This window comes from Pseudomonas sp. BMS12, from assembly GCF_001592875.1.
Lineage (GTDB): Bacteria > Pseudomonadota > Gammaproteobacteria > Pseudomonadales > Pseudomonadaceae > Aquipseudomonas.
Map to the genome: position 1 here is coordinate 246,132 of NZ_LSOF01000005.1, position 18,315 is coordinate 264,446.

18 protein-coding genes are annotated in these 18,315 nt (G+C 65.5%); 15 read left to right on the top strand and 3 right to left on the bottom strand.

Annotated elements, in window-relative coordinates; translation table 11 throughout:
* Positions 1-20 precede the first annotated feature (20 nt).
* Genes AYB31_RS04545 through AYB31_RS04565 form a run of 5 tightly spaced genes read left to right on the top strand, consistent with a single transcriptional unit; the run spans position 21 to position 5,189 of the window.
* Positions 21-1,124, top strand: a complete 1,104-nt coding sequence (locus AYB31_RS04545; protein ID WP_068826217.1) for an AI-2E family transporter — start codon at positions 21-23, stop codon at positions 1,122-1,124.
* Positions 1,114-2,628, top strand: coding sequence for an efflux transporter outer membrane subunit (locus AYB31_RS04550; protein ID WP_068826219.1), 1,515 nt, complete (start codon positions 1,114-1,116; stop codon positions 2,626-2,628). Before AYB31_RS04545 ends, AYB31_RS04550 begins: the two co-directional genes overlap by 11 nt.
* Positions 2,621-3,712, top strand: a complete 1,092-nt coding sequence (locus AYB31_RS04555; RefSeq protein WP_068826221.1) for an HlyD family secretion protein — start codon at positions 2,621-2,623, stop codon at positions 3,710-3,712. Before AYB31_RS04550 ends, AYB31_RS04555 begins: the two co-directional genes overlap by 8 nt.
* Before the next feature lie 2 nt (positions 3,713-3,714).
* Entirely contained in the window at positions 3,715-4,752 is a 1,038-nt protein-coding gene (locus tag AYB31_RS04560; RefSeq protein ID WP_068826223.1) for a DUF2955 domain-containing protein, read from the top strand.
* Positions 4,743-5,189 carry a potassium channel family protein gene (locus AYB31_RS04565; protein WP_068826226.1) on the top strand — a complete coding sequence of 149 codons (447 nt, stop codon included), beginning with the start codon at positions 4,743-4,745 and terminating at the stop codon, positions 5,187-5,189. Before AYB31_RS04560 ends, AYB31_RS04565 begins: the two co-directional genes overlap by 10 nt.
* 88 nt (positions 5,190-5,277) lie before the next feature.
* Here AYB31_RS04565 and dcd read toward each other — a convergent pair whose 3' ends face one another.
* Together dcd and apbC are read right to left on the bottom strand one after the other, a co-directional pair.
* Positions 5,278-5,844 (bottom strand): dCTP deaminase, encoded by a 567-nt coding sequence (gene dcd, locus AYB31_RS04570; protein WP_068826228.1) that lies wholly within the window; start codon positions 5,842-5,844, stop codon positions 5,278-5,280.
* 92 nt (positions 5,845-5,936) lie between these two features.
* Positions 5,937-7,031: an iron-sulfur cluster carrier protein ApbC gene (apbC, locus tag AYB31_RS04575; RefSeq protein WP_068826230.1), complete on the bottom strand. Its 1,095-nt coding sequence runs from the start codon at positions 7,029-7,031 to the stop codon at positions 5,937-5,939.
* Between the two features lie 131 nt (positions 7,032-7,162).
* Here apbC and metG point away from each other — a divergent pair, with 131 nt between their 5' ends.
* The 10 genes from metG to AYB31_RS04625 all read left to right on the top strand — a co-directional run bounded on the left by metG (position 7,163) and on the right by AYB31_RS04625 (position 17,024).
* Positions 7,163-9,199 carry a methionine--tRNA ligase gene (metG, locus tag AYB31_RS04580; RefSeq protein ID WP_068826232.1) on the top strand — a complete coding sequence of 679 codons (2,037 nt, stop codon included), beginning with the start codon at positions 7,163-7,165 and terminating at the stop codon, positions 9,197-9,199.
* Between the two features lie 23 nt (positions 9,200-9,222).
* Positions 9,223-9,993: a DUF4349 domain-containing protein gene (locus AYB31_RS04585; protein WP_068826234.1), complete on the top strand. Its 771-nt coding sequence runs from the start codon at positions 9,223-9,225 to the stop codon at positions 9,991-9,993.
* 110 nt (positions 9,994-10,103) lie between these two features.
* Positions 10,104-10,688, top strand: coding sequence for an electron transport complex subunit RsxA (gene rsxA, locus AYB31_RS04590; protein ID WP_068826236.1), 585 nt, complete (start codon positions 10,104-10,106; stop codon positions 10,686-10,688).
* Entirely contained in the window at positions 10,685-11,260 is a 576-nt protein-coding gene (gene rsxB, locus AYB31_RS04595; RefSeq protein WP_068826238.1) for an electron transport complex subunit RsxB, read from the top strand. Before rsxA ends, rsxB begins: the two co-directional genes overlap by 4 nt.
* On the top strand, positions 11,257-13,716 hold the full coding sequence (gene rsxC, locus AYB31_RS04600; protein WP_068826240.1) for an electron transport complex subunit RsxC: 2,460 nt from the start codon (positions 11,257-11,259) through the stop codon (positions 13,714-13,716). The genes rsxB and rsxC overlap by 4 nt, the downstream gene beginning before the upstream one ends.
* 13 nt (positions 13,717-13,729) lie before the next feature.
* The gene (locus AYB31_RS04605) at positions 13,730-14,761 is read left to right on the top strand and encodes an RnfABCDGE type electron transport complex subunit D (RefSeq protein WP_068826241.1); all 1,032 of its coding nucleotides are present in this window, start codon (positions 13,730-13,732) and stop codon (positions 14,759-14,761) included.
* A 2-nt stretch (positions 14,762-14,763) separates the two neighbouring features.
* The gene (gene rsxG / locus AYB31_RS04610) at positions 14,764-15,399 is read left to right on the top strand and encodes an electron transport complex subunit RsxG (RefSeq protein WP_177332278.1); all 636 of its coding nucleotides are present in this window, start codon (positions 14,764-14,766) and stop codon (positions 15,397-15,399) included.
* Positions 15,392-16,099, top strand: coding sequence for an electron transport complex subunit E (locus tag AYB31_RS04615; RefSeq protein ID WP_068826244.1), 708 nt, complete (start codon positions 15,392-15,394; stop codon positions 16,097-16,099). The genes rsxG and AYB31_RS04615 overlap by 8 nt, the downstream gene beginning before the upstream one ends.
* Positions 16,096-16,734, top strand: a complete 639-nt coding sequence (gene nth / locus AYB31_RS04620) for an endonuclease III (protein ID WP_068826246.1) — start codon at positions 16,096-16,098, stop codon at positions 16,732-16,734. Before AYB31_RS04615 ends, nth begins: the two co-directional genes overlap by 4 nt.
* A 107-nt stretch (positions 16,735-16,841) precedes the next feature.
* Positions 16,842-17,024, top strand: a complete 183-nt coding sequence (locus AYB31_RS04625; RefSeq protein ID WP_068826247.1) for a PA3496 family putative envelope integrity protein — start codon at positions 16,842-16,844, stop codon at positions 17,022-17,024.
* A 203-nt stretch (positions 17,025-17,227) separates the two neighbouring features.
* Here AYB31_RS04625 and AYB31_RS04630 read toward each other — a convergent pair whose 3' ends face one another.
* Complete coding sequence (locus tag AYB31_RS04630) at positions 17,228-18,298, bottom strand: GGDEF domain-containing protein (RefSeq protein WP_068826249.1); 1,071 nt, start codon at positions 18,296-18,298, stop codon at positions 17,228-17,230.
* Positions 18,299-18,315: the final 17 nt, after the last annotated feature.

The window sequence follows — 18,315 nt, forward strand, 5'->3', positions numbered from 1 at the left end:
ACTCAGGAAAGGAACCCCTCATGTCCAATCTCACACCAATCGACCCCCGTATCCCCCGCACGCTGCTCGACACCCTGATTCGCGCGGGACTCATCGCCACCCTGGTCGTGGCCTGCTATGAGGTTTTTCACCCCTTTCTCAGCCTGATGGCCTGGGCGCTGATCCTCGCCGTGACCCTCTATCCGTTGCACGGCATGCTCAAGGCCCGCGTTGGCGGCGGTGAAGGACGGGCGGCCACCCTGATGGTCGTAATCGCCGTGGCGATCTTGCTGATCCCCGCCTACCTGCTCGGCGCCTCGCTGACCGAGTCGGTGCAGAGCGTCATCGCCGTGGTCAAGGAGGATGGCGTGCATATCCCCGCGCCACCGGCCAGCGTGGGTGACTGGCCACTGATCGGCAAACCGCTGTACGCGTTCTGGGCCCAGACCGCTGCCGATGTGAGCAGCGCCCTGCAACAGGCGGCACCGCATCTCAAGGGTGCCGCGCTGGGGCTGCTGAGCAAGCTGGCCGGAGCCAGCGTCGGCCTGCTGGTCTTCATCGGCGCACTGATCATCGCCGGGATCATCATGGCCTATGGCAAAACCGGCCATGCCAGCGCCCTGCGCATCGCCAACCGGGTCGCCGCCGAAGGGCAAGGCAACGACATAGTCACCCTGTGCACCGCCACCATTCGCGCCGTTGCCCAGGGCGTGATCGGCATCGCCTTCATCCAGATGCTGCTGATCGGTGCCGGCTTCATCGTCAAGGGTGTGCCGGGCGCCGGCCTGCTGGCCCTGGGGGTGCTGATCATCGGCATCATGCAACTGCCCGCCACCCTGATCACCCTGCCCGTGATCGCCTATGTGTTCTTCGCCGATGGCGCCAGCCTGGCCGTGATCATTTTCGCCATCTACACCTTCGTCGCCGGCCTGGCGGACAACGTGCTCAAACCACTGCTGCTCGGCCGCGGTGTGGATGTGCCGATGCCGGTGATCCTGATCGGCGCCCTGGGCGGCATGGTGGTTGGCGGCATCATAGGCCTGTTCATCGGCCCGGTGCTGCTGGCCGTCGGCTACAAGCTGTTCTGGCAGTGGGTCGACCAGCAACCGGCCGATGCACAGCCCAAGCCACAGGATGAGGCCTGAATACCACCCGGCCTGGATGCTGCTGGCCGCAGCCGCCCTTGGCGGCTGCGTGCGCCTGGGACCGGACTTCCAATCGCCGCGCCAGGACTGGATCGAGCACTGGCAGAGCACGGCGCTGAACGACGCCAGTGCCCGGCAGCAGGCCGACAATCGCCAGTGGTGGACGTTGTTCGACGACCCGGTGCTCAACCACCTGATCGAGCTGGCCGATGCCGGCAACCCCAGCCTGCGCATCGCCGCCCTGCGCATTCTCGAAGCCCGTGCCCAGCTCGGCATCGCCCGCAGCGGGCGCTACCCGCAGGTGCAACAGGCCAGCGCCGACGCGCTGTACCTGGATCGCAACCAGTACGGCGGCGACAACCCGCAGGATCTCAGCACCTGGCAGTACGGCGCCGGCTTCGACATCGGCTGGGAGCTGGACTTCTGGGGCCGTTATGCCCGCGCCATCGAATCCGCCGACGCCGTCTACTTCGCCGCCCACGCCAACTACCAGGATGCTCTGGTGCTGCTGCGCGCCCAGGTCGCGCAGAGCTACTTCAGCCTACGCACGGCCGAGGCGCGCCTGCGTATTGCCCGTGACAACGCCAAGCGGCAGCGGCGCAGCCTGCAGATCACCGAACGGCTGTTCAAGAGCGGCAACAGCGCCGAGCTCGACCTGCAACAGGCCAAGACGCAGTACCTGGGCACGCTCAGCAGCATTCCCGAGTTCGAAACCCAGGTCGCGCAGACCCGCAATGCCATTGCCGTACTACTCGGCCTGCCGCCTGGCGCCCTGACCGAACTGAAGGCGCAGACCGGCCTGATCCCGCTGGTCGACCAGGCGCTGATCGACGACGTACCGGCCACCCTGCTGCTGCGCCGCCCCGACGTGCGCGCCGCCGAGCTGCAGGTCGCCGCCCAGTCCGCGCTGATCGGCGTGGCGGAAACCGACCTCTACCCCTCGATCAGCCTGCTCGGCAGCATCGGCTGGTCGGCCAGCAGCCAGGACGGCAGCTCGGACACTCTCAGCATGGGCGGAGGCCCGAGCCTGACATGGAACCTGTTCGACCACGGCCGCCTGCGCAACAACGTGCGCGTGCAGGACGCCCGCCTGCAACAGTTGATCGAGGCCTACCGCGACCGCGTGCACCAGGCCGCCCGCGAGGCCGACGATGCCGCCACCGGCCTGCTCAATGCCCTCGAACGCGAACGCATCCTGCGCGAAGCCGCCTACTCGGCGGAACGCTCACTGACCCTGGCCAGCGCCCAGTACCGCGAAGGCTATTCCGACTTCCAGCGCGTGCTGGACGCCCAGCGCGCCCTGTTCGCCCAGCAGGACGGCTATCTGGTAGCGCGCAGCGCAGCCGTCAGCAGCCTGATCGACCTCTACCGAGCCCTGGGCGGCGGCTGGAACAGTGCCCGCCCACTGCTCGACCCGGATACCCGCGAGCAGATGCGCAAGCGCACCGACTGGGGCGAGCTGCTCGACGACACTGACCAAGCGGAGACACCCGTCAATGAATGACCAGGCCGAACAGTCCGACCCCAGCCGCCTGGGCGTGCGCATCGTGCTCGTGCTGATCGTCCTTAGCCTGCTCTGGTACCTGCTGGCCGACCGCTTCACCCCCTACACCCAGCAGGCGCGGGTGCAGGCCTATGTGGTGGCGGTGGCGCCGGAAGTGGCCGGCCGGGTAACCCAGGTACGGGTCGGCAACAACCAGATGGTCGAAGCTGGCCAGGTGCTGTTCGAGCTGGACCAGGAGCCCTACGAGATCGCCGTGGCCAAGGCCCGCGCCGAGCTGGAGAACATGCGCGGCCAGGTCGGCGCCAGTAGCGCCGCCATCGATTCGGCGCTGGCCAACCTGCGTGCCGCCCGAGCCGGCGAACTCAAGGCGCGGCAGGACCGCGATCGCCTAGAACGCCTGTATCGCGAAGACCCCGGCACCATTTCCCTGCGCCGTCTGGAGGTCTCGCGCGCCAGCCTGACCCAGGCCAGCGCCCAGGTCGCCGCCGCCGAGGCTCAGGTCGAGCAGGCGCGCGAGACCGAGGGCGGCAGCGGGGAAGACAACGCGCGCCTGCGCAGTGCTGCTGCGGCCCTGGAGAAAGCCGAGCTGGACCTGACCAAGACCCAGGTACGCGCCGCCTCCGCCGGCCTGGTCACCGACCTGCGCATCGAGGCCGGCCAGTTCGCCGGTGCCGGCAGCCCGCAACTGACGCTGATAGCCCTCAGCGACCTGTGGATCAACGCCGAGATGACCGAGAACAACCTCGGTCACCTGCAACCCGGCACGCCGGTATCCATCGTCCTCGACGCGCGCCCCGGCCACGTCTACCGCGGTAAGGTACGCAGCATCGGCTACGGTATCAGCGTCGGCCAGGGCACGCCGCCCGGCAGCCTGCCGACGGTGGAGAACAGTCGTGACTGGCTGCGCGCCGCCCAGCGCTTCCCAGTAGTGGTGGAGTTCGAGCCCGGCGAACTGGAGAACTATCAGGGCCTGCGCGTCGGCGGCCAGGCCGAGGTCATGGCCTTCCCCACCGAAGGCAACCCGCTCAACCTGCTCGGCCGCGCCTTCCTGCGCGTGATGAGCTGGCTATCGTTCGCCTACTGAGCATGAGCACGCCTATCGACCCTCGCCCCCGCCGCGCCCTGCGCCTGGCCTTCGGCGTGGCCTGCGGCACGGCCCTGGGCTTCGGCCTGGCCCTGCCGATTCCCTTTCTCACGCCCATGTTGGTGCTGTTTGTCCTGGTGCTGCGCAACCAGCCACTCAGCCTCAAGGCCGGCCTGGCCCTGGCCCTGGTCGTGGCGCTGACCACCGGCAGCGGTCTGTTGCTGAGCCCGCTGTTGAATCATCAAGCCTTCGCCGGCGTCCTGCTGGTCGCCCTCGGCCTGTTCTTCTGCTTCCGCTATGGGCTACGCGGCGGCAACGCCCTGCTGAGCAATCTGATGGTGGTCGGCCTGACCATGATCACCGCGGCCGGCACGACCTCCATGGCACTGGGACAGTTGGTAATCGAAGGACTGATCAAGGCCGTGTTCATGACCACCCTGTGCGTGGCCGTCAGCCACTGGCTGTTCCCCGAACCGGCCGGCCTGCCGCCGGCCAAGCCAGCCGCACCCTCGCCCCTGGCACAGGCCAACTGGATAGCCCTGCGCGCCATGCTGGTCGTGCTGCCGGCCTGGCTGCTGGCGCTGATCAACCCGGCCAGCTACATGCCGCTGGTGATGAAATCCGCCAGCCTGGGGCAGCAGGTCTGCGGCGTCAGCGCACGCAATGCCGGGCGCGAACTGCTCGGTTCGACCCTGCTTGGTGGCGCCCTGGCCATCGCTTTCTGGGGCATCCTCAGCATTTGCCCACAGCTATGGCTGTTCTTCCTGCTGATGGTGCTGTTCGCGCTGCTGCTGGCGCGACGGCTCTACCTGTTGGCGCCCAACAAGCTGAGCCCAGGCTTCTGGCTCAATACCTGCGCCACCCTGATCATCCTGCTCGGCCAGTCGGTGCAGGACAGCGCCGCCGGCAAGGATGTCTACAGTGCCTTCGCCGTCCGCATGGGCCTGTTCCTGCTTGTCACCCTCTATGCCTGCGCGGCGGTGTACCTGCTCGACCGGCGTGTGTCCCCCTCCGCACAAGGAACTCCAGCATGCTCCTGAACCTGATCATCGGCCTGCCCATAGCCATCCTGTGCCTGCTGCTGCAGGCTGTGCTCATAGCGCTCTGTCTACGTCGCTATGTCGACTACCGGCAGAATCTGACGCAGCCAACCCCTGGCAGCACCATCCTGATCCTGAGCCTGGTGATGCTGCTCATGCTGTTCGGCAACTTCCTGCAGATGGCCGTGTGGGCCTTGCTGTTCGTGACGCTCGGCGAATTCGAGACCTTTGCCCAGGCGCTGTACTTCTCCGGCGTGACCTTTGCCACCCTGGGTTATGGCGACCTGGTGCTATCTGCGCCGCGGCAACTGCTCAGCGCCGTGGAGGCCGCCAATGGCATCCTCATGTTCGGCCTCTCCACCGCGGCGATGACGGCCGCACTCGGTGACGTGCTCAAGCAATATGCCCAGCAGCTGCGGGCCACATCCCCGAATTGAACTAAAGCGCAACGCATCCGGCAGTTTCATGCGGGGGTAAAACGAAAAAACCGAGCATCAGCTCGGTTTTTTCAGTGCTCAGCGGCAATCAGGTCTTCGGCAGGGTTACACCGGTCTGACCCTGGTACTTGCCGCCACGGTCCGCGTAGGAGGTTTCGCAGGCCTCATCCGACTGCAGGAACAGCATCTGCGCCACGCCCTCGTTGGCGTAGATCTTTGCCGGCAGGGTGGTGGTGTTGGAAAACTCCAGGGTCACGTGGCCTTCCCACTCCGGCTCCAGCGGCGTGACGTTGACGATGATGCCGCAGCGCGCGTAAGTGCTCTTGCCGAGGCAGATGGTCAGCACATCACGCGGGATGCGGAAATACTCGACGGTACGGGCCAGGGCGAAGGAGTTCGGCGGAATGATGCACACCGGGCCTTTGACGTCGACAAAGCTCTTCTCATCGAAGTTCTTCGGATCGACGGTGGCCGAATGGATGTTGGTGAACACCTTGAATTCGTCGGCGCAGCGCACGTCGTAGCCGTAGCTGGAAACCCCGTAGGAAATCAGGCGCTCGGCGCCTTCGGTGCGCACCTGGCGCTCGACGAAGGGCTCGATCATCCCGTGTTCCTGGGCCATGCGGCGAATCCACTTGTCCGATTTGATGCTCATGGCGGGCGTCCTGAAGCTGGTGGTTGAAAATTGATCGCGCATCTTACCGGGAGGTGGCCCTGGTTCAAAGGCCCCCACCCGGTCCGGTAAGGTCAGTCGTCACTGGTCTCGATGGTCGGCATGGCCTGTGCGCCGAGTCCGGCCTGGGAGATACGCGCACCCACACAGCGCGCCATCTCTTGATAGATCATCGCCAACTGGCTTTCGGTATCGGCCACCACGGTCGGTTTGCCGCCATCGGCCTGCATGCGGATCGCCATCGACAACGGCAGCGAGGCCAGCAGGTCGACGCCATACTGGGCGGCCAGCTTCTCGCCACCGCCCTCGCCGAACAGATGCTCGCTATGGCCGCAGTTGCTGCAGATATGCACCGCCATGTTCTCCACCACTCCGAGTACCGGAATGTTGACCTTGCGGAACATCTCCACGCCCTTCTTGGCATCCAGCAGAGCCAGGTCCTGCGGGGTGGTGACGATGACACTGCCGGCCACCGGCACTTTCTGCGCCAGGGTCAGCTGGATGTCACCGGTGCCCGGCGGCATGTCGATCACCAGATAATCGAGATCGTCCCAGGCGGTCTGGGTCACCAGCTGCAGCAGCGCGCCTGAGACCATAGGCCCGCGCCACACCACCGGGGTGCTGTCATCGGTGAGGAAGGCCATGGACATGACCTGCACGCCATGGGCCTCCAGCGGCACGAAGAACTTCTGGTCACGCACCTTGGGCCGGGTACCTTCGGCGATGCCGAACATGATGCCCTGGCTGGGGCCATAGATATCCGCATCGAGGATGCCGACCCGCGCGCCTTCACGGGCCAGGGCCAGGGCCAGGTTGGCGGCGGTGGTGGACTTGCCCACGCCGCCCTTGCCGGAGGCCACGGCGATGATGTTCTTCACGTTGGCCAGTGCCGGTACTTGCTCCTGCGCCTTGTGCGGTTCGATGGCCACGTCCACCTGCACCTTCGCCGACTCCACGCCGTCCAGCCCCTCAAGGGCCATCTGCAGCATCTGTGCCCAGCCACTCTTGAACAGATCGGCGGCATAACCCAGCTCCAGGCGCACGGCGACCTTGCCGCCCTGGATATCGATCTCGCGCAGGCAGCCGGCGCTGACCGGGTCCTGATTCAGATGCGGGTCGGTGAACTGACGCAGGCGGGCTTCGACCGCTTCACGGGTGACGGCGCTCATGGGGCAACTCCGAAAGGCTGGGTAAAACAGGCCGGCATCTTACCCCGCTGCGCAGCCGTCGCGGATGAAAAAAAACCGCCGCGCCTATATAGTGGCCGACTTCCTTCGAAACACCCGATGGCCCGATCCCCATGTCCGAAGCCCGCAAGATTCTCGTTACCAGCGCCCTGCCCTACGCCAACGGCTCCATTCACCTGGGCCACATGCTCGAATACATCCAGACCGACATGTGGGTGCGTTTCCAGAAGCTGCGCGGCCACCAGGCCATCTACGTCTGCGCCGACGACGCCCATGGCTCGGCCATCATGCTGCGCGCCGAGAAAGAGGGGATCACCTCCGAACAGCTGATCGACGGCGTGCGCGCCGAGCATATGGCCGACTTCGCCGACTTCGGCGTCGATTTCGACAATTACCACTCGACCCACTCGGAAGAGAACCGCGAGCTGTCTGCCGCCATCTACCTCAAGCTGCGCGACGCCGGACACATCGCCACCCGTTCGGTGACCCAATACTTCGACCCCGAGAAGGGCATGTTCCTCGCCGATCGCTTCATCAAAGGTACCTGCCCCAAGTGCGGCACCGAGGATCAGTACGGCGACAACTGCGAGAAGTGCGGTGCCACCTACGCGCCCACCGAGCTGAAGAACCCGCGCTCGGCCATCTCCGGTGCCGTGCCGGTGCTCAAGGACTCCAAGCACTTCTTCTTCAAGCTGCCCGACTTCGAGGCCATGCTGAAGAGCTGGACCCGCAGCGGCACCCTGCAGGACGCCGTGGCCAACAAGATCGCCGAGTGGCTGGATGGCGGCCTGCAGGAGTGGGACATCTCACGCGACGCACCCTACTTCGGTTTCGAGATCCCGGACGAACCCGGCAAATACTTCTACGTCTGGCTGGACGCCCCGATCGGCTACATGGCCAGCTTCAAGAACCTCTGCAGCAAGCGATCGGAGCTGGACTTCGACGCATTCTGGAACAAGGAATCGACCGCCGAGCTGTACCACTTCATCGGCAAGGACATCGTCAACTTCCACGCCCTGTTCTGGCCGGCCATGCTCGAAGGCGCCGGTTACCGCAAGCCTACCGCGGTCAACGTGCACGGCTACCTGACCGTCAACGGCCAGAAGATGTCCAAGTCGCGCGGCACCTTCGTCAAGGCACGTACCTACCTGGATCACCTGAACCCGGAATACCTGCGCTACTACTACGCCAGCAAGCTGGGCCGTGGCGTGGACGACCTGGACCTGAACCTCGAAGACTTCGTGCAGAAGGTCAACTCGGACCTGGTCGGCAAGGTGGTCAACATCGCCAGCCGCTGCGCCGGCTTCATCCACAAGGGCAACGCTGGGGTTCTCGTAGACGCGAACCCAGAGCCGGAACTGTGGGCCGCCTTCCAGGCCGCCGCGCCGAGCATCGCCGACGCCTATGAAGCCCGCGACTTCTCCCGCGCCATGCGCGAGATCATGGCCCTGGCCGACCGCGCCAACGCCTGGATCGCCGACAAGGCGCCGTGGGCGCTGAACAAGGTCGAGGGCAAGCAGGCCGAGGTGCAGGAAATCTGCGCCCTGGGCGTCAACCTGTTCCGCCAGCTGGTGATCATGCTCAAGCCGGTGCTGCCGAAACTGGCCGCCGACGCCGAGGCCTTCCTCAACGTCGCCCCGCTGACCTGGGCCGACCTGGCCACGCCGCTGGCCAACCACCAGCTGAACCCGTTCAACCCGCTGCTGACCCGTATCGAACCCGCGAAGATCGAAGCCATGACCGAAGCCTCCAAGGAAGACCTCGCCGCCGAAGCCACCAAGCCAGCTGGCAATGGCGAACTGACCAAGGAGCCACTGGCCACCGAGATCAACTTCGACGCCTTTGCGGCGGTCGACCTGCGCATTGCCCTGATCGAGAAGTGCGAATTCGTCGAGGGTGCCGACAAGCTACTGCGCCTGTCGCTGGATATCGGCGACGAGAAGCGCAACGTGTTCTCCGGCATCAAGTCCGCCTACCCGGACCCGAGCAAGCTGGAAGGCCGCCTGACCCTGTACGTGGCCAACCTGGCCCCGCGCAAGATGAAGTTCGGCATCAGTGAAGGCATGGTCCTGGCCGCCGGCCCGGGCGGCGAGGAAATCTACCTGCTCAGCCCGGACAGCGGCGCCAAGCCGGGTCAGCGCGTCAAATAACCCCGGCAAGCAAGGATGCTGCAATGAACAGATGGCTGCTGGTTTTGCTGCTGGCCCTGGCCGGCTGCTCCGACAAGGGCGGCGAGGAGTACGGTGCTGCCATACAGGGTGAGCAAAACAAGCCCGGCAGTTATCTGGCCTACGAACACAGTGTCGGTATCGAGCTGCCAGCCGAGCGGATTGCCGAGCGCCTGACCGCCACCCGCCAGGCCTGCCTGGAAGAACGCTTCGGTGCGTGCAGCCTGATCGGCGCCGAGCAAAGCTCCGGCCAGTACCCCAGCGGCGAACTGACCTTGCGCATCGTCCCCGCGGGCGTCGAGAAGATCAGCGCCTTTGCTGCCGAAGGTGGCGAACAAGTGCGGCGCTTTACCCGCGCCGAGGACCTGGCTCAAGCCGTGGCCGACAACCGTCAGCAGCGCGAGCAACTACTGCGCCAGCAACAGACGCTGCAGCAATACCAGCAACGCACGGACCTGAGCGTTTCCGACCTGCTGGCCCTGGCCAGAGAGCTGGCCGCCGTCGAAGTGCAACTGCAGGCCCTGGACCAGCAGGCCGCCCAGCAGCAGCGCCGCCTGGATACCAACCTGCTGACTCTGAACTTCTCCAGTCGCTACCAGCGCTCGCGCATGGGGCAGATCGGCGAAGCTGCCGGCAACCTGCTGGACAACTTCACCGAAGGCTGCGTCGCAGTGCTTGAGTTCATCGGTTATGGCCTGCCATTCCTGATCCTGCTGTTCCCCTTGGCCTTGCTACTACGCGGGCTCTGGCGGCGCCTCACTCAGCGACCACGCTAAACCCGGCGCAACAGGCTAGCCTTTTCCTGCGGCCAGCTTGTTTGCTGTGGGCGCGTTCCCGATAATAGGCGCCCTTTTTCTACGGCCTTTCCGCCACCACGGTAGCTCCGATGACCGAACTCGCCTTGATCATGGTCAGCGCCATCCTGGTCAACAATTTCGTGCTGGTGCAGTTCCTCGGCCTGTGCCCCTTCATGGGCGTGTCGAAGAAGATCGAGACGGCCATCGGCCTGTCGCTGGCCACCACCTTCGTCCTCACCCTGGCTGCCATGTGCAGCTACCTGGTGCAGGAATACGTGCTGGAGCCCCTGGGCCTGGAGTTCCTGCGCACCATCAGTTTCATCCTGGTGATCGCCGTCACCGTGCAGTTCACCGAAATGGTGGTGAACAAGACCAGCCCCCTGCTCTACCGCGTGCTGGGCATCTTCCTGCCGCTGATCACCACCAACTGTATCGTCCTCGGCGTGGCCCTGCTCAACGCCAACAAGGCCGAGTTCACTTTCATCACCGCCACCGCCAACGGTTTCGCCGCTGGCCTGGGCTTCTCCCTGGTACTGGTGCTGTTTGCCGCCATGCGTGAACGCATCGCCATCGCCGACGTACCCAAGCCGTTCCAGGGCGCCTCCATCGGCATGATCACCGCCGGGCTGATGTCCCTGGCGTTTATGGGCTTCGCCGGGTTGATCAAGCTATGAGCCTGGTGCTGATCGCCGTTCTCGCCGTTCTCGGCCTGTGCCTGCTCGGCGGCGCCATCCTCGGCTTCGCTGCGGTGCGCTTCAAGGTCGAGGGTGACCCTATCGCCGAACAGATCAACGCGCTGCTGCCGCAGACCCAGTGCGGCCAGTGCGGTTACCCGGGCTGCAAGCCCTACGCCGAAGCCATCGCCGGCGGCGACAAGATCAACAAGTGCCCGCCCGGCGGCGAGGCCACGATCCAGGCCCTGGCCGACCTGCTCGACGTCGAGCCGGAGCCGCTGGATGCCGTCGAAGGCGAGAAGCCGCAGATGGTCGCGGTGATCCGCGAAGCCGAATGCATCGGCTGCACCAAATGCATCCAGGCCTGCCCGGTGGACGCTATCGTCGGCGCGGCCAAGCAGATGCACACGGTGATCGCCAGCGAATGCACCGGTTGCGACCTGTGCGTCGAGCCGTGCCCGGTGGACTGCATCGACATGGTGGAAGTCGGCAGCAACGTGCAGAGCTGGAAGTGGCAGCTGCCGCTGGCCCCCGGCCAACTGATCGCCAGCGACCGGGAGCAAGCCGCATGAGTGCCCACGAACGCATCTGGGACATTCCCGGCGGCATCCACCCGGCCGAGCGCAAGGAACTGTCCAACCGCACGCCGATCCAGCCCGCGCCGCTGCCCAAGCGCCTGATCCTGCCGCTGGGTCAGCATATCGGCGCCGCCGCCGAGCCCTGTGTGGCGTTAGGCGAGCGCGTTCTCAAGGGCCAGAAGATCGCCGAAGCCATCGGCTTCGTCAGCGCGCCGCTGCATGCGCCGACCTCCGGCACGGTCAGCTTCATCGGCCCGCAGCCCTACCCGCATGTGTCCGGCATGCTCGCGCCGGCCATCGTGATCGACAGCGACGGCCTGGACCAGTGGACCGAACTGACGCCGCAGCCGGACTACCGGCACATGGCGTCCAGCGCGCTGCTGAAGCTGATCCGCGAGGCCGGCATCAACGGCCTCGGTGGCGCCGGTTTTCCCACCGCGGTCAAGCTCACCGCGCGACCGACGCAGAAGATTCACACCCTCATCATCAACGGCACCGAGTGCGAGCCCTATATCACCGCCGACGATGTGCTGATGCGCGAGCGCGCCGCCGAACTGGTGTCCGGCATCGACATCCTGGTGCAGCTGATCCAGCCGGACGAAGTGCTGATCGGTATCGAGGACAACAAGCCTGAGGCCATCGCCGCCGTGCGTGCCGCCCTGCGCGAGCGCAGTTACACCCTCAAGGTGTTCCCCACCAAGTACCCCTCCGGCGGCGAGAAACAGCTGATCCAGATCCTCACCGGCGTGGAAGTGCCCAGCGGCGGCCTGCCGGCGGATATCGGCATGCTCTGCCAGAACGTCGGCACCTGCGTGGCCATCCACGACGCAGTGCTGCTGGGCAAGCCACTGATCTCGCGCATCACCACCCTGACCGGCGAAGCCCTGGCACGACCGGGCAATGTCGAAGCACTGCTCGGTACTCCGGTCGGTGAGCTGCTGGCCTTCGCCGGCCTGGACAGCAGCAAGCTCAACCGCCTGGTCATGGGCGGCCCGATGATGGGCTTCACCCTGCCCTCGCTCGATGTACCCCTGGTCAAGACCGCCAACTGCCTGCTGGCCGGCACCGCCAGCGAGCTGCCGGCACCGCCACCGGCCATGCCCTGCATCCGTTGTGGCGAATGCGCCGAGGCCTGCCCGGCCAGCCTGCTACCGCAGCAGCTGCACTTCTTTGCACTCGGCCAGCAGCACGAGCAGCTCAAGGCGCACAACCTGTTCGACTGCATCGAATGCGGCGCCTGCGCCTATGTCTGCCCCTCCAGCATCCCGCTGGTGCAGTACTACCGCGCCGCCAAAGGCGAAATCCGCGAGCTGGAACAGAAGCAGCAGAAGGCCGAGCACTCCAAGCAGCGCTTCGAGCTGCGCCAGGAACGCCTGCGCCGCGAGGAAGAACGCAAGGAGGCCGAACGTGTGGCCCGTGCCGAGCGCGCCGCCAAGGCCAAGGCGGCGCAAGCCGAGGCAGCGGCAGCAGCGCCTACCAGTGCAGCGCCGAGCGCCGCCGACGAGCAGCTCAAGCGCCTGAAGATCGAAGCCAGCATGGCCCAGGTCGCGCTGAAGAAGGCCGAGAAGCAGCTGGCCCAGCACGACACCGACGAACTCAAGGCCCAGGTCGCCGAACTGCGCAGCGCCGCCGAAGCCGCACAGAAGGCTCTGGAAGCCGCCCAGGCCAGCGCGCCCGCCTCCGCTGCAGCAGCGCCGGCCAACGACGATGCGCTGAAGAAAGCCAAGATCGAAGCCGCCATGCTCAAGGCCCAGCTACGCAAGCTGGATAAACTCGAAGCACCCAGCACCGAGCAGCAGGCCGAGCTGGAGCAGACCCGCGCCAAGCTGACCGAGGCCGAAAAGGTCCTGGAACAGCTGCAGTCCGCAGCGCCTGCACCCTCCGCCGCCGCGCCAGCCAACGACGACGCGCTGAAGAAAGCCAAGATCGAGGCCGCTATGCTCAAGGCCCAGCTGCGCAAGCTGGAAAAGCTCGAAGCGCCCAGCGCCGAACAGCAGGCCGAGCTGGAGCAGACCCGCGCCAAGCTGGCCGAGGCCGAAAAGATCCTGGGACAACTGCAATCTGCAGCACCAGCCCCCACCAAGGCCGCCGACGATAGCGAACTGAAAAAGGCCAAGGTCGAGCTGGCGATGAAGCGCGCCGAGCTGAAGAAGGCCGAGAAAGCCGGTGCAGAAGAAAGCGAGCTGGAGCGCCTACGCCAGGCCCTGTCCGCCGCCGAACAGGCTCTGCATGCCGCCGAAACAGCCTCTGGCAAACCAGTCCCAGACCTGGTGCGTACCGAAAAGCCCGGCGTTGACGCCGCGCTCAAGGCGCTGAAGACCGAAGTCGCCTTTGCCCGCGCCGACCTGCGCAAACTGGAACGCGACGACGCTGCCGCCAGCGACACCCTGGAAGCCGCCCGCGCCCGCCTGGCAACCGCCGAGCAAGCCCTGGCCGCTCACCAAGCCTGATTCCGGAGACCCGATGGCCCTGCCCCGCATCACCTCGCCCCACGCCAAGGGCGCCAACAAGACCCAGCGTGTCATGCTGCTGGTGGCGGCCGCCTGTGCCCCCGGTGCGCTGGCGCTGACCTGGCTGTTCGGCGTCGGCACCCTGGTCAACCTGCTCTGGGCCAGCCTGGTGGCCATCGCCTGCGAAGCGGCCATCCTGGCCGTGCGCAAGCGCCCGCTGGCGTTTTTCCTCAAGGACGGCAGCGCCCTGGTCACCGCCGTGCTGCTGGCCCTGGCCTTGCCGCCCTATGCGCCCTGGTGGCTGACCCTGGTCGCCGTGGGCTTCGCCATCGTCTTCGGCAAGCAGCTCTATGGCGGCCTGGGGCAGAACCCGTTCAACCCGGCCATGCTCGGCTACGTGGTGGTGCTGATCTCCTTCCCCATTCCTATGACCAGCTGGCCGACGCCGCACAGCGTCGGCATCGCCGAGGGCATCCAACAGATTCTCGGCCTGGCCGCCCTGCCGGATGGCTGGAGCCAGGCCACGGCCCTGGATGCACTGAAGATCAACAAGAGCCTGACCATCGATGAGCTTTGGGCGCAGAACCCGGCCTTCGGCAGCTTCGGCGGCAAGGCGGTGGAATGGGTCAACCTGGCCTTCCTGCTCGGCGGCCTGTTCCTGATCTACAAGAAAATCATCAGCTGGCACGCACCAGCGGGCATGCTCGGCGCCCTGTTCGTCATGAGCCTGCTGTTCTGGAACGGCTCGGGCTCGGACTCCCATGGTTCGCCGCTGTTCCACCTGCTGACCGGCGCCACCATGCTCGGTGCCTTCTTCATCGTCACCGACCCGGTCAGCGGCGCTACCAGCAACCTGGGGCGGATCATCTTCGGCGCCGGGGTCGGCGTGCTGGTCTACATCATCCGAGCCTGGGGCGGCTACCCGGACGGCGTGGCATTCGCCGTGCTACTGATGAACCTGGCCGCGCCGACCATCGACTACTACACCCGTCCGCGCACCTACGGCCATCGCAAGGCCGAGCGCGGCTTCAAGCTGGGAGAATGAGCGTGCTGCCGGAAATCTCCCGCTCCATGCTGAAGAACGCCACCGTGCTGGGCCTGTTCGCCATCGCCACGGTCGGCGTGGTGGCCGCCATTCAGCAAGGCACCGCGCCGCGCATCGCCGCCGCCGAGCGCGAAGCCCAGGTGCAGGCGCTGGCGCAGATCCTGCCGGCCGGCAGCTACGACAACCATCTGCTCGACAACAGCCGCCTGCTGCAGGACGAGCTGCTCGGCAACAGAAACCCGGCCCCCGCCTATCTGGCCACCCTCGGCGGCAAGCCCAGCGCGGTGATCCTGCAGGTCACCGCGCCAGATGGCTACAGCGGGTCGATTCGCCTGCTGGTGGGCATCCTCGCCGACGGCCGCCTGGCCGGCGTACGCGCCCTGCACCACCGCGAAACCCCCGGTCTGGGCGACAAGATCGACCTGAGCAAGAGCCGCTGGATTCTCGGCTTCGACGGCAAGTCGCTGACCCAGCCCGATGAAGCTGGCTGGGCAGTGAGGAAAGATGGCGGCCAGTTCGACCAGTTCGCCGGCGCCACCATCACCCCGCGCGCCGTGGTCAAGGCCGTGCACAAGGCGCTGCAATACTTCGACAAGCACAGGGCCGAGCTGCTGGCCCCGGAGGCCTCCCATGGCTAGTTATCGCGAGATCGCCATCAACGGTCTGTGGAAGAACAACCCCGGCCTGGTCCAGCTGCTCGGCCTGTGCCCGCTGCTCGGGGTGAGCAACTCGGTGGTCAACGCCCTGGGCATGGCCATCGCCACCGCCGTGGTGCTGACCTGCTCCAACGCCGCCGTGGCGCTGATCCGTCGCCAGGTCACCGACGCCGTGCGCCTGCCGGCCTTCGTCATGATCATCGCCGCGCTGACCACCTGTATCGAGCTGCTGATGCAGGCCTTCACCTACGAGCTGTACCAGATCCTCGGCATCTTCATCCCGCTGATCACCACCAACTGCGTGATCCTCGGCCGCGCCGAAGCCTTCGCCGCTAAGAACAGCGTGGCCCACGCCAGTTTCGACGGCCTGATGATGGGCGTCGGCTTCGGCGGCGTGCTGCTGGCCATTGGTGCGGTGCGCGAGCTACTCGGTACCGGCGTGCTGTTCAGCAATATGCAGCTGCTGTTCGGCCCGATTGCAGCCAACTGGCAGCTGACCCTGTTCCCTGGCTACCAGGGCTTCCTGTTGGCCATCCTGCCACCGGGCGCCTTCCTCGTGCTGGGCCTGCTGATCGCCCTGAAAAACCGCATCGATGAGCGCCTGGCCGAGCGTGCCAAGGCCGAGGAACCGGCAGCACCGGCCGTCAGCCGCCGCGTGCGGGTCACCGGGGTGATCGAATGAACGCCGCCAAGCGCCTGGAGATCTTCCGCCGCCTGCATGAAGACAATCCAAACCCGGAAACCGAACTGGCCTACACCAACCCGTTCGAGCTGCTGGTCGCGGTAACCCTGTCCGCCCAAGCCACCGACGTCAGCGTCAACAAGGCCACGGCCAAGCTGTTTCCGGTGGCCAACACGCCGGAAGCCATCTACGCCCTGGGCGTCGAGGGCCTGTCCGAGTACATCAAGACCATCGGCCTGTACAACAGCAAGGCGAAGAACGTCATCGAGGCCTGCCGCATCCTCATCGAGAAGCACGGCAGCCAAGTGCCGGACAACCGCGAGGACCTCGAAGCGCTGCCCGGCGTCGGCCGCAAGACCGCCAATGTGGTGCTCAACACCGCCTTTCGCCAGCTGGCCATGGCGGTGGATACCCACATCTTCCGCGTCAGCAACCGCACCGGCATCGCCCCCGGCAAGAACGTGCTGGAGGTGGAGAAGAAGCTGCTCAAGTTCGTGCCCAGGGACTATCTGCTGGATGCCCACCACTGGCTGATCCTGCATGGCCGCTACGTCTGCACCGCGCGCAAGCCGCGCTGTGGTGCCTGCCGCATCGAAGATCTGTGCGAATACAAGGCCAAGACTTCCGACGATTGAGCAATCATTGATTCGCTAATACCTTCGATTGAGAAAATCTTTTTTACCGCCTCAAGCTTTGTCGCTATAAGGAGCGCCATCGGCACCCCGAAAGCTGGAGTGAAGCCATGAGCACTGACAAAGAAGATCTCGAACTCGAAGACGATCTGGTTGAGGATGACAGCAGTGATACCGTCGAACGGAGCCCTGAGGTTGCCAAGACCAACCTGACCAAGCGCCGCGTGATCGACAACTACCTCGCTGAGCGCCGCTTGCAGAAGCAGTTGAACGACTACGACTTCGATCTTTGAGCGACATTCCAAAAAGCCCCGCAATTGCGGGGCTTTTTCTTGGCAGCAAATAGGAACCCCGTGCTGGTAGCCGCGTTCAGCTCACGACGAGGGGCGTTGACCACAACACAGGCAGCACAGAGTAACCCCGCCCCGCTATCGCGACTCAAGCGGAGTGCCAGTTCGCAAAGGGCTCCGGACGCACCTCAGAACCACTTGCGTTGCTAGCCGACGACCCGCAGGGAGCGCCGCGAGCATTTGTCGGCATACATGGCAGCATCTGCCTGGCTGAGCAGCGCTTCCAGGCTGACCTCATTGCGCAGCGAAGACTCGGCAATACCGACACTCAGCGACAGCGGCCGACCGGTATTGCGACGAAACTGCTGCAAGGCACCGTGCAAGCGCAGCAGCACATCCTCGCTGGTCGTGTAGTCGCTGGCCAGCACCACGAACTCATCGCCACCCAGGCGCGCGACCACATCGGTACTGCGAAAGACCGAGCGCAACAACTGCGCCGCATCGATCAGCATGGCATCGCCGGCGGCGTGGCCGAAGCGGTCATTGGCCTGTTTGAGATGGTCGAGATCGGCATACAGCAGAAGGCAACGCCCCTGGCGCCGGCGCGCCGACTCCAGCTCGCGCTCGGCCAGCAACAGAAAGCCGCGGCGATTGCGCAGGCCGGTCAGCTCGTCGGTCAACGACAGTTGCCGCACTTCCGCCGCCATCCGCTCACGCTCGCGCATCTCGGCCTGCAGCCGGCGGTTGGTTTCCGCCAATTGAGCGGTGCGCTCCTCGACTCGTCGCTCCAGCTCGGCATAGACCTGCACGTTCTCCAGAGCGATGGAGGTGGAGTCGGCCAGGGCCTGCAACAGCTCGACCTGCTCGTCCGCGGGCTGGTGATGCGACGCCCAGTAGGTGCCGATGGCACCGATCGGCTCCAGGGTACGAATCGGCACCATCACCAGGCTCTTCACGAAAGTCGGCCGGTAGGCCTCGTGGGGAACACGCTCATCCTGATAGATATCCGGGATCACGACAGCACGGCGGTTGAGCATGCTCCAACCGCTGATGCAGATATCCATGGGAAAGCGCTGCCCCTTCCACAGGGGCGAGATCGCATCCTCGTCGCGATAGAAACAGCGGTCGCCATCGCGCAGCACGAAAGTCGCACCATCGGCACCGGCCAACTCGCGCGCAGCATGCCGAACGATCTCGGCCACCTTGTCGGCATCCCTTGCCATCGACAACTCCTGCACGGCCTTGATCAGACGTCGTGCATGTTTGTCAGTCGTCATGGAACACCTCACACGAG

What these genes read in the sequence shown, in the direction of transcription:
- AYB31_RS04545 (WP_068826217.1), top strand. Translation starts at nt 21, where the DNA reads ATGTCCAATCTCACACCAATCGACCCCCGTATCCCCCGCACGCTGCTC.
- AYB31_RS04550 (WP_068826219.1), top strand. Translation starts at nt 1,114, where the DNA reads ATGAGGCCTGAATACCACCCGGCCTGGATGCTGCTGGCCGCAGCCGCC.
- AYB31_RS04555 (WP_068826221.1), top strand. Translation starts at nt 2,621, where the DNA reads ATGAATGACCAGGCCGAACAGTCCGACCCCAGCCGCCTGGGCGTGCGC.
- AYB31_RS04560 (WP_068826223.1), top strand. Translation starts at nt 3,715, where the DNA reads ATGAGCACGCCTATCGACCCTCGCCCCCGCCGCGCCCTGCGCCTGGCC.
- AYB31_RS04565 (WP_068826226.1), top strand. Translation starts at nt 4,743, where the DNA reads ATGCTCCTGAACCTGATCATCGGCCTGCCCATAGCCATCCTGTGCCTG.
- dcd (WP_068826228.1), bottom strand. Translation starts at nt 5,844, where the DNA reads ATGAGCATCAAATCGGACAAGTGGATTCGCCGCATGGCCCAGGAACAC.
- apbC (WP_068826230.1), bottom strand. Translation starts at nt 7,031, where the DNA reads ATGAGCGCCGTCACCCGTGAAGCGGTCGAAGCCCGCCTGCGTCAGTTC.
- metG (WP_068826232.1), top strand. Translation starts at nt 7,163, where the DNA reads ATGTCCGAAGCCCGCAAGATTCTCGTTACCAGCGCCCTGCCCTACGCC.
- AYB31_RS04585 (WP_068826234.1), top strand. Translation starts at nt 9,223, where the DNA reads ATGAACAGATGGCTGCTGGTTTTGCTGCTGGCCCTGGCCGGCTGCTCC.
- rsxA (WP_068826236.1), top strand. Translation starts at nt 10,104, where the DNA reads ATGACCGAACTCGCCTTGATCATGGTCAGCGCCATCCTGGTCAACAAT.
- rsxB (WP_068826238.1), top strand. Translation starts at nt 10,685, where the DNA reads ATGAGCCTGGTGCTGATCGCCGTTCTCGCCGTTCTCGGCCTGTGCCTG.
- rsxC (WP_068826240.1), top strand. Translation starts at nt 11,257, where the DNA reads ATGAGTGCCCACGAACGCATCTGGGACATTCCCGGCGGCATCCACCCG.
- AYB31_RS04605 (WP_068826241.1), top strand. Translation starts at nt 13,730, where the DNA reads ATGGCCCTGCCCCGCATCACCTCGCCCCACGCCAAGGGCGCCAACAAG.
- AYB31_RS04615 (WP_068826244.1), top strand. Translation starts at nt 15,392, where the DNA reads ATGGCTAGTTATCGCGAGATCGCCATCAACGGTCTGTGGAAGAACAAC.
- nth (WP_068826246.1), top strand. Translation starts at nt 16,096, where the DNA reads ATGAACGCCGCCAAGCGCCTGGAGATCTTCCGCCGCCTGCATGAAGAC.
- AYB31_RS04625 (WP_068826247.1), top strand. Translation starts at nt 16,842, where the DNA reads ATGAGCACTGACAAAGAAGATCTCGAACTCGAAGACGATCTGGTTGAG.
- AYB31_RS04630 (WP_068826249.1), bottom strand. Translation starts at nt 18,298, where the DNA reads ATGACGACTGACAAACATGCACGACGTCTGATCAAGGCCGTGCAGGAG.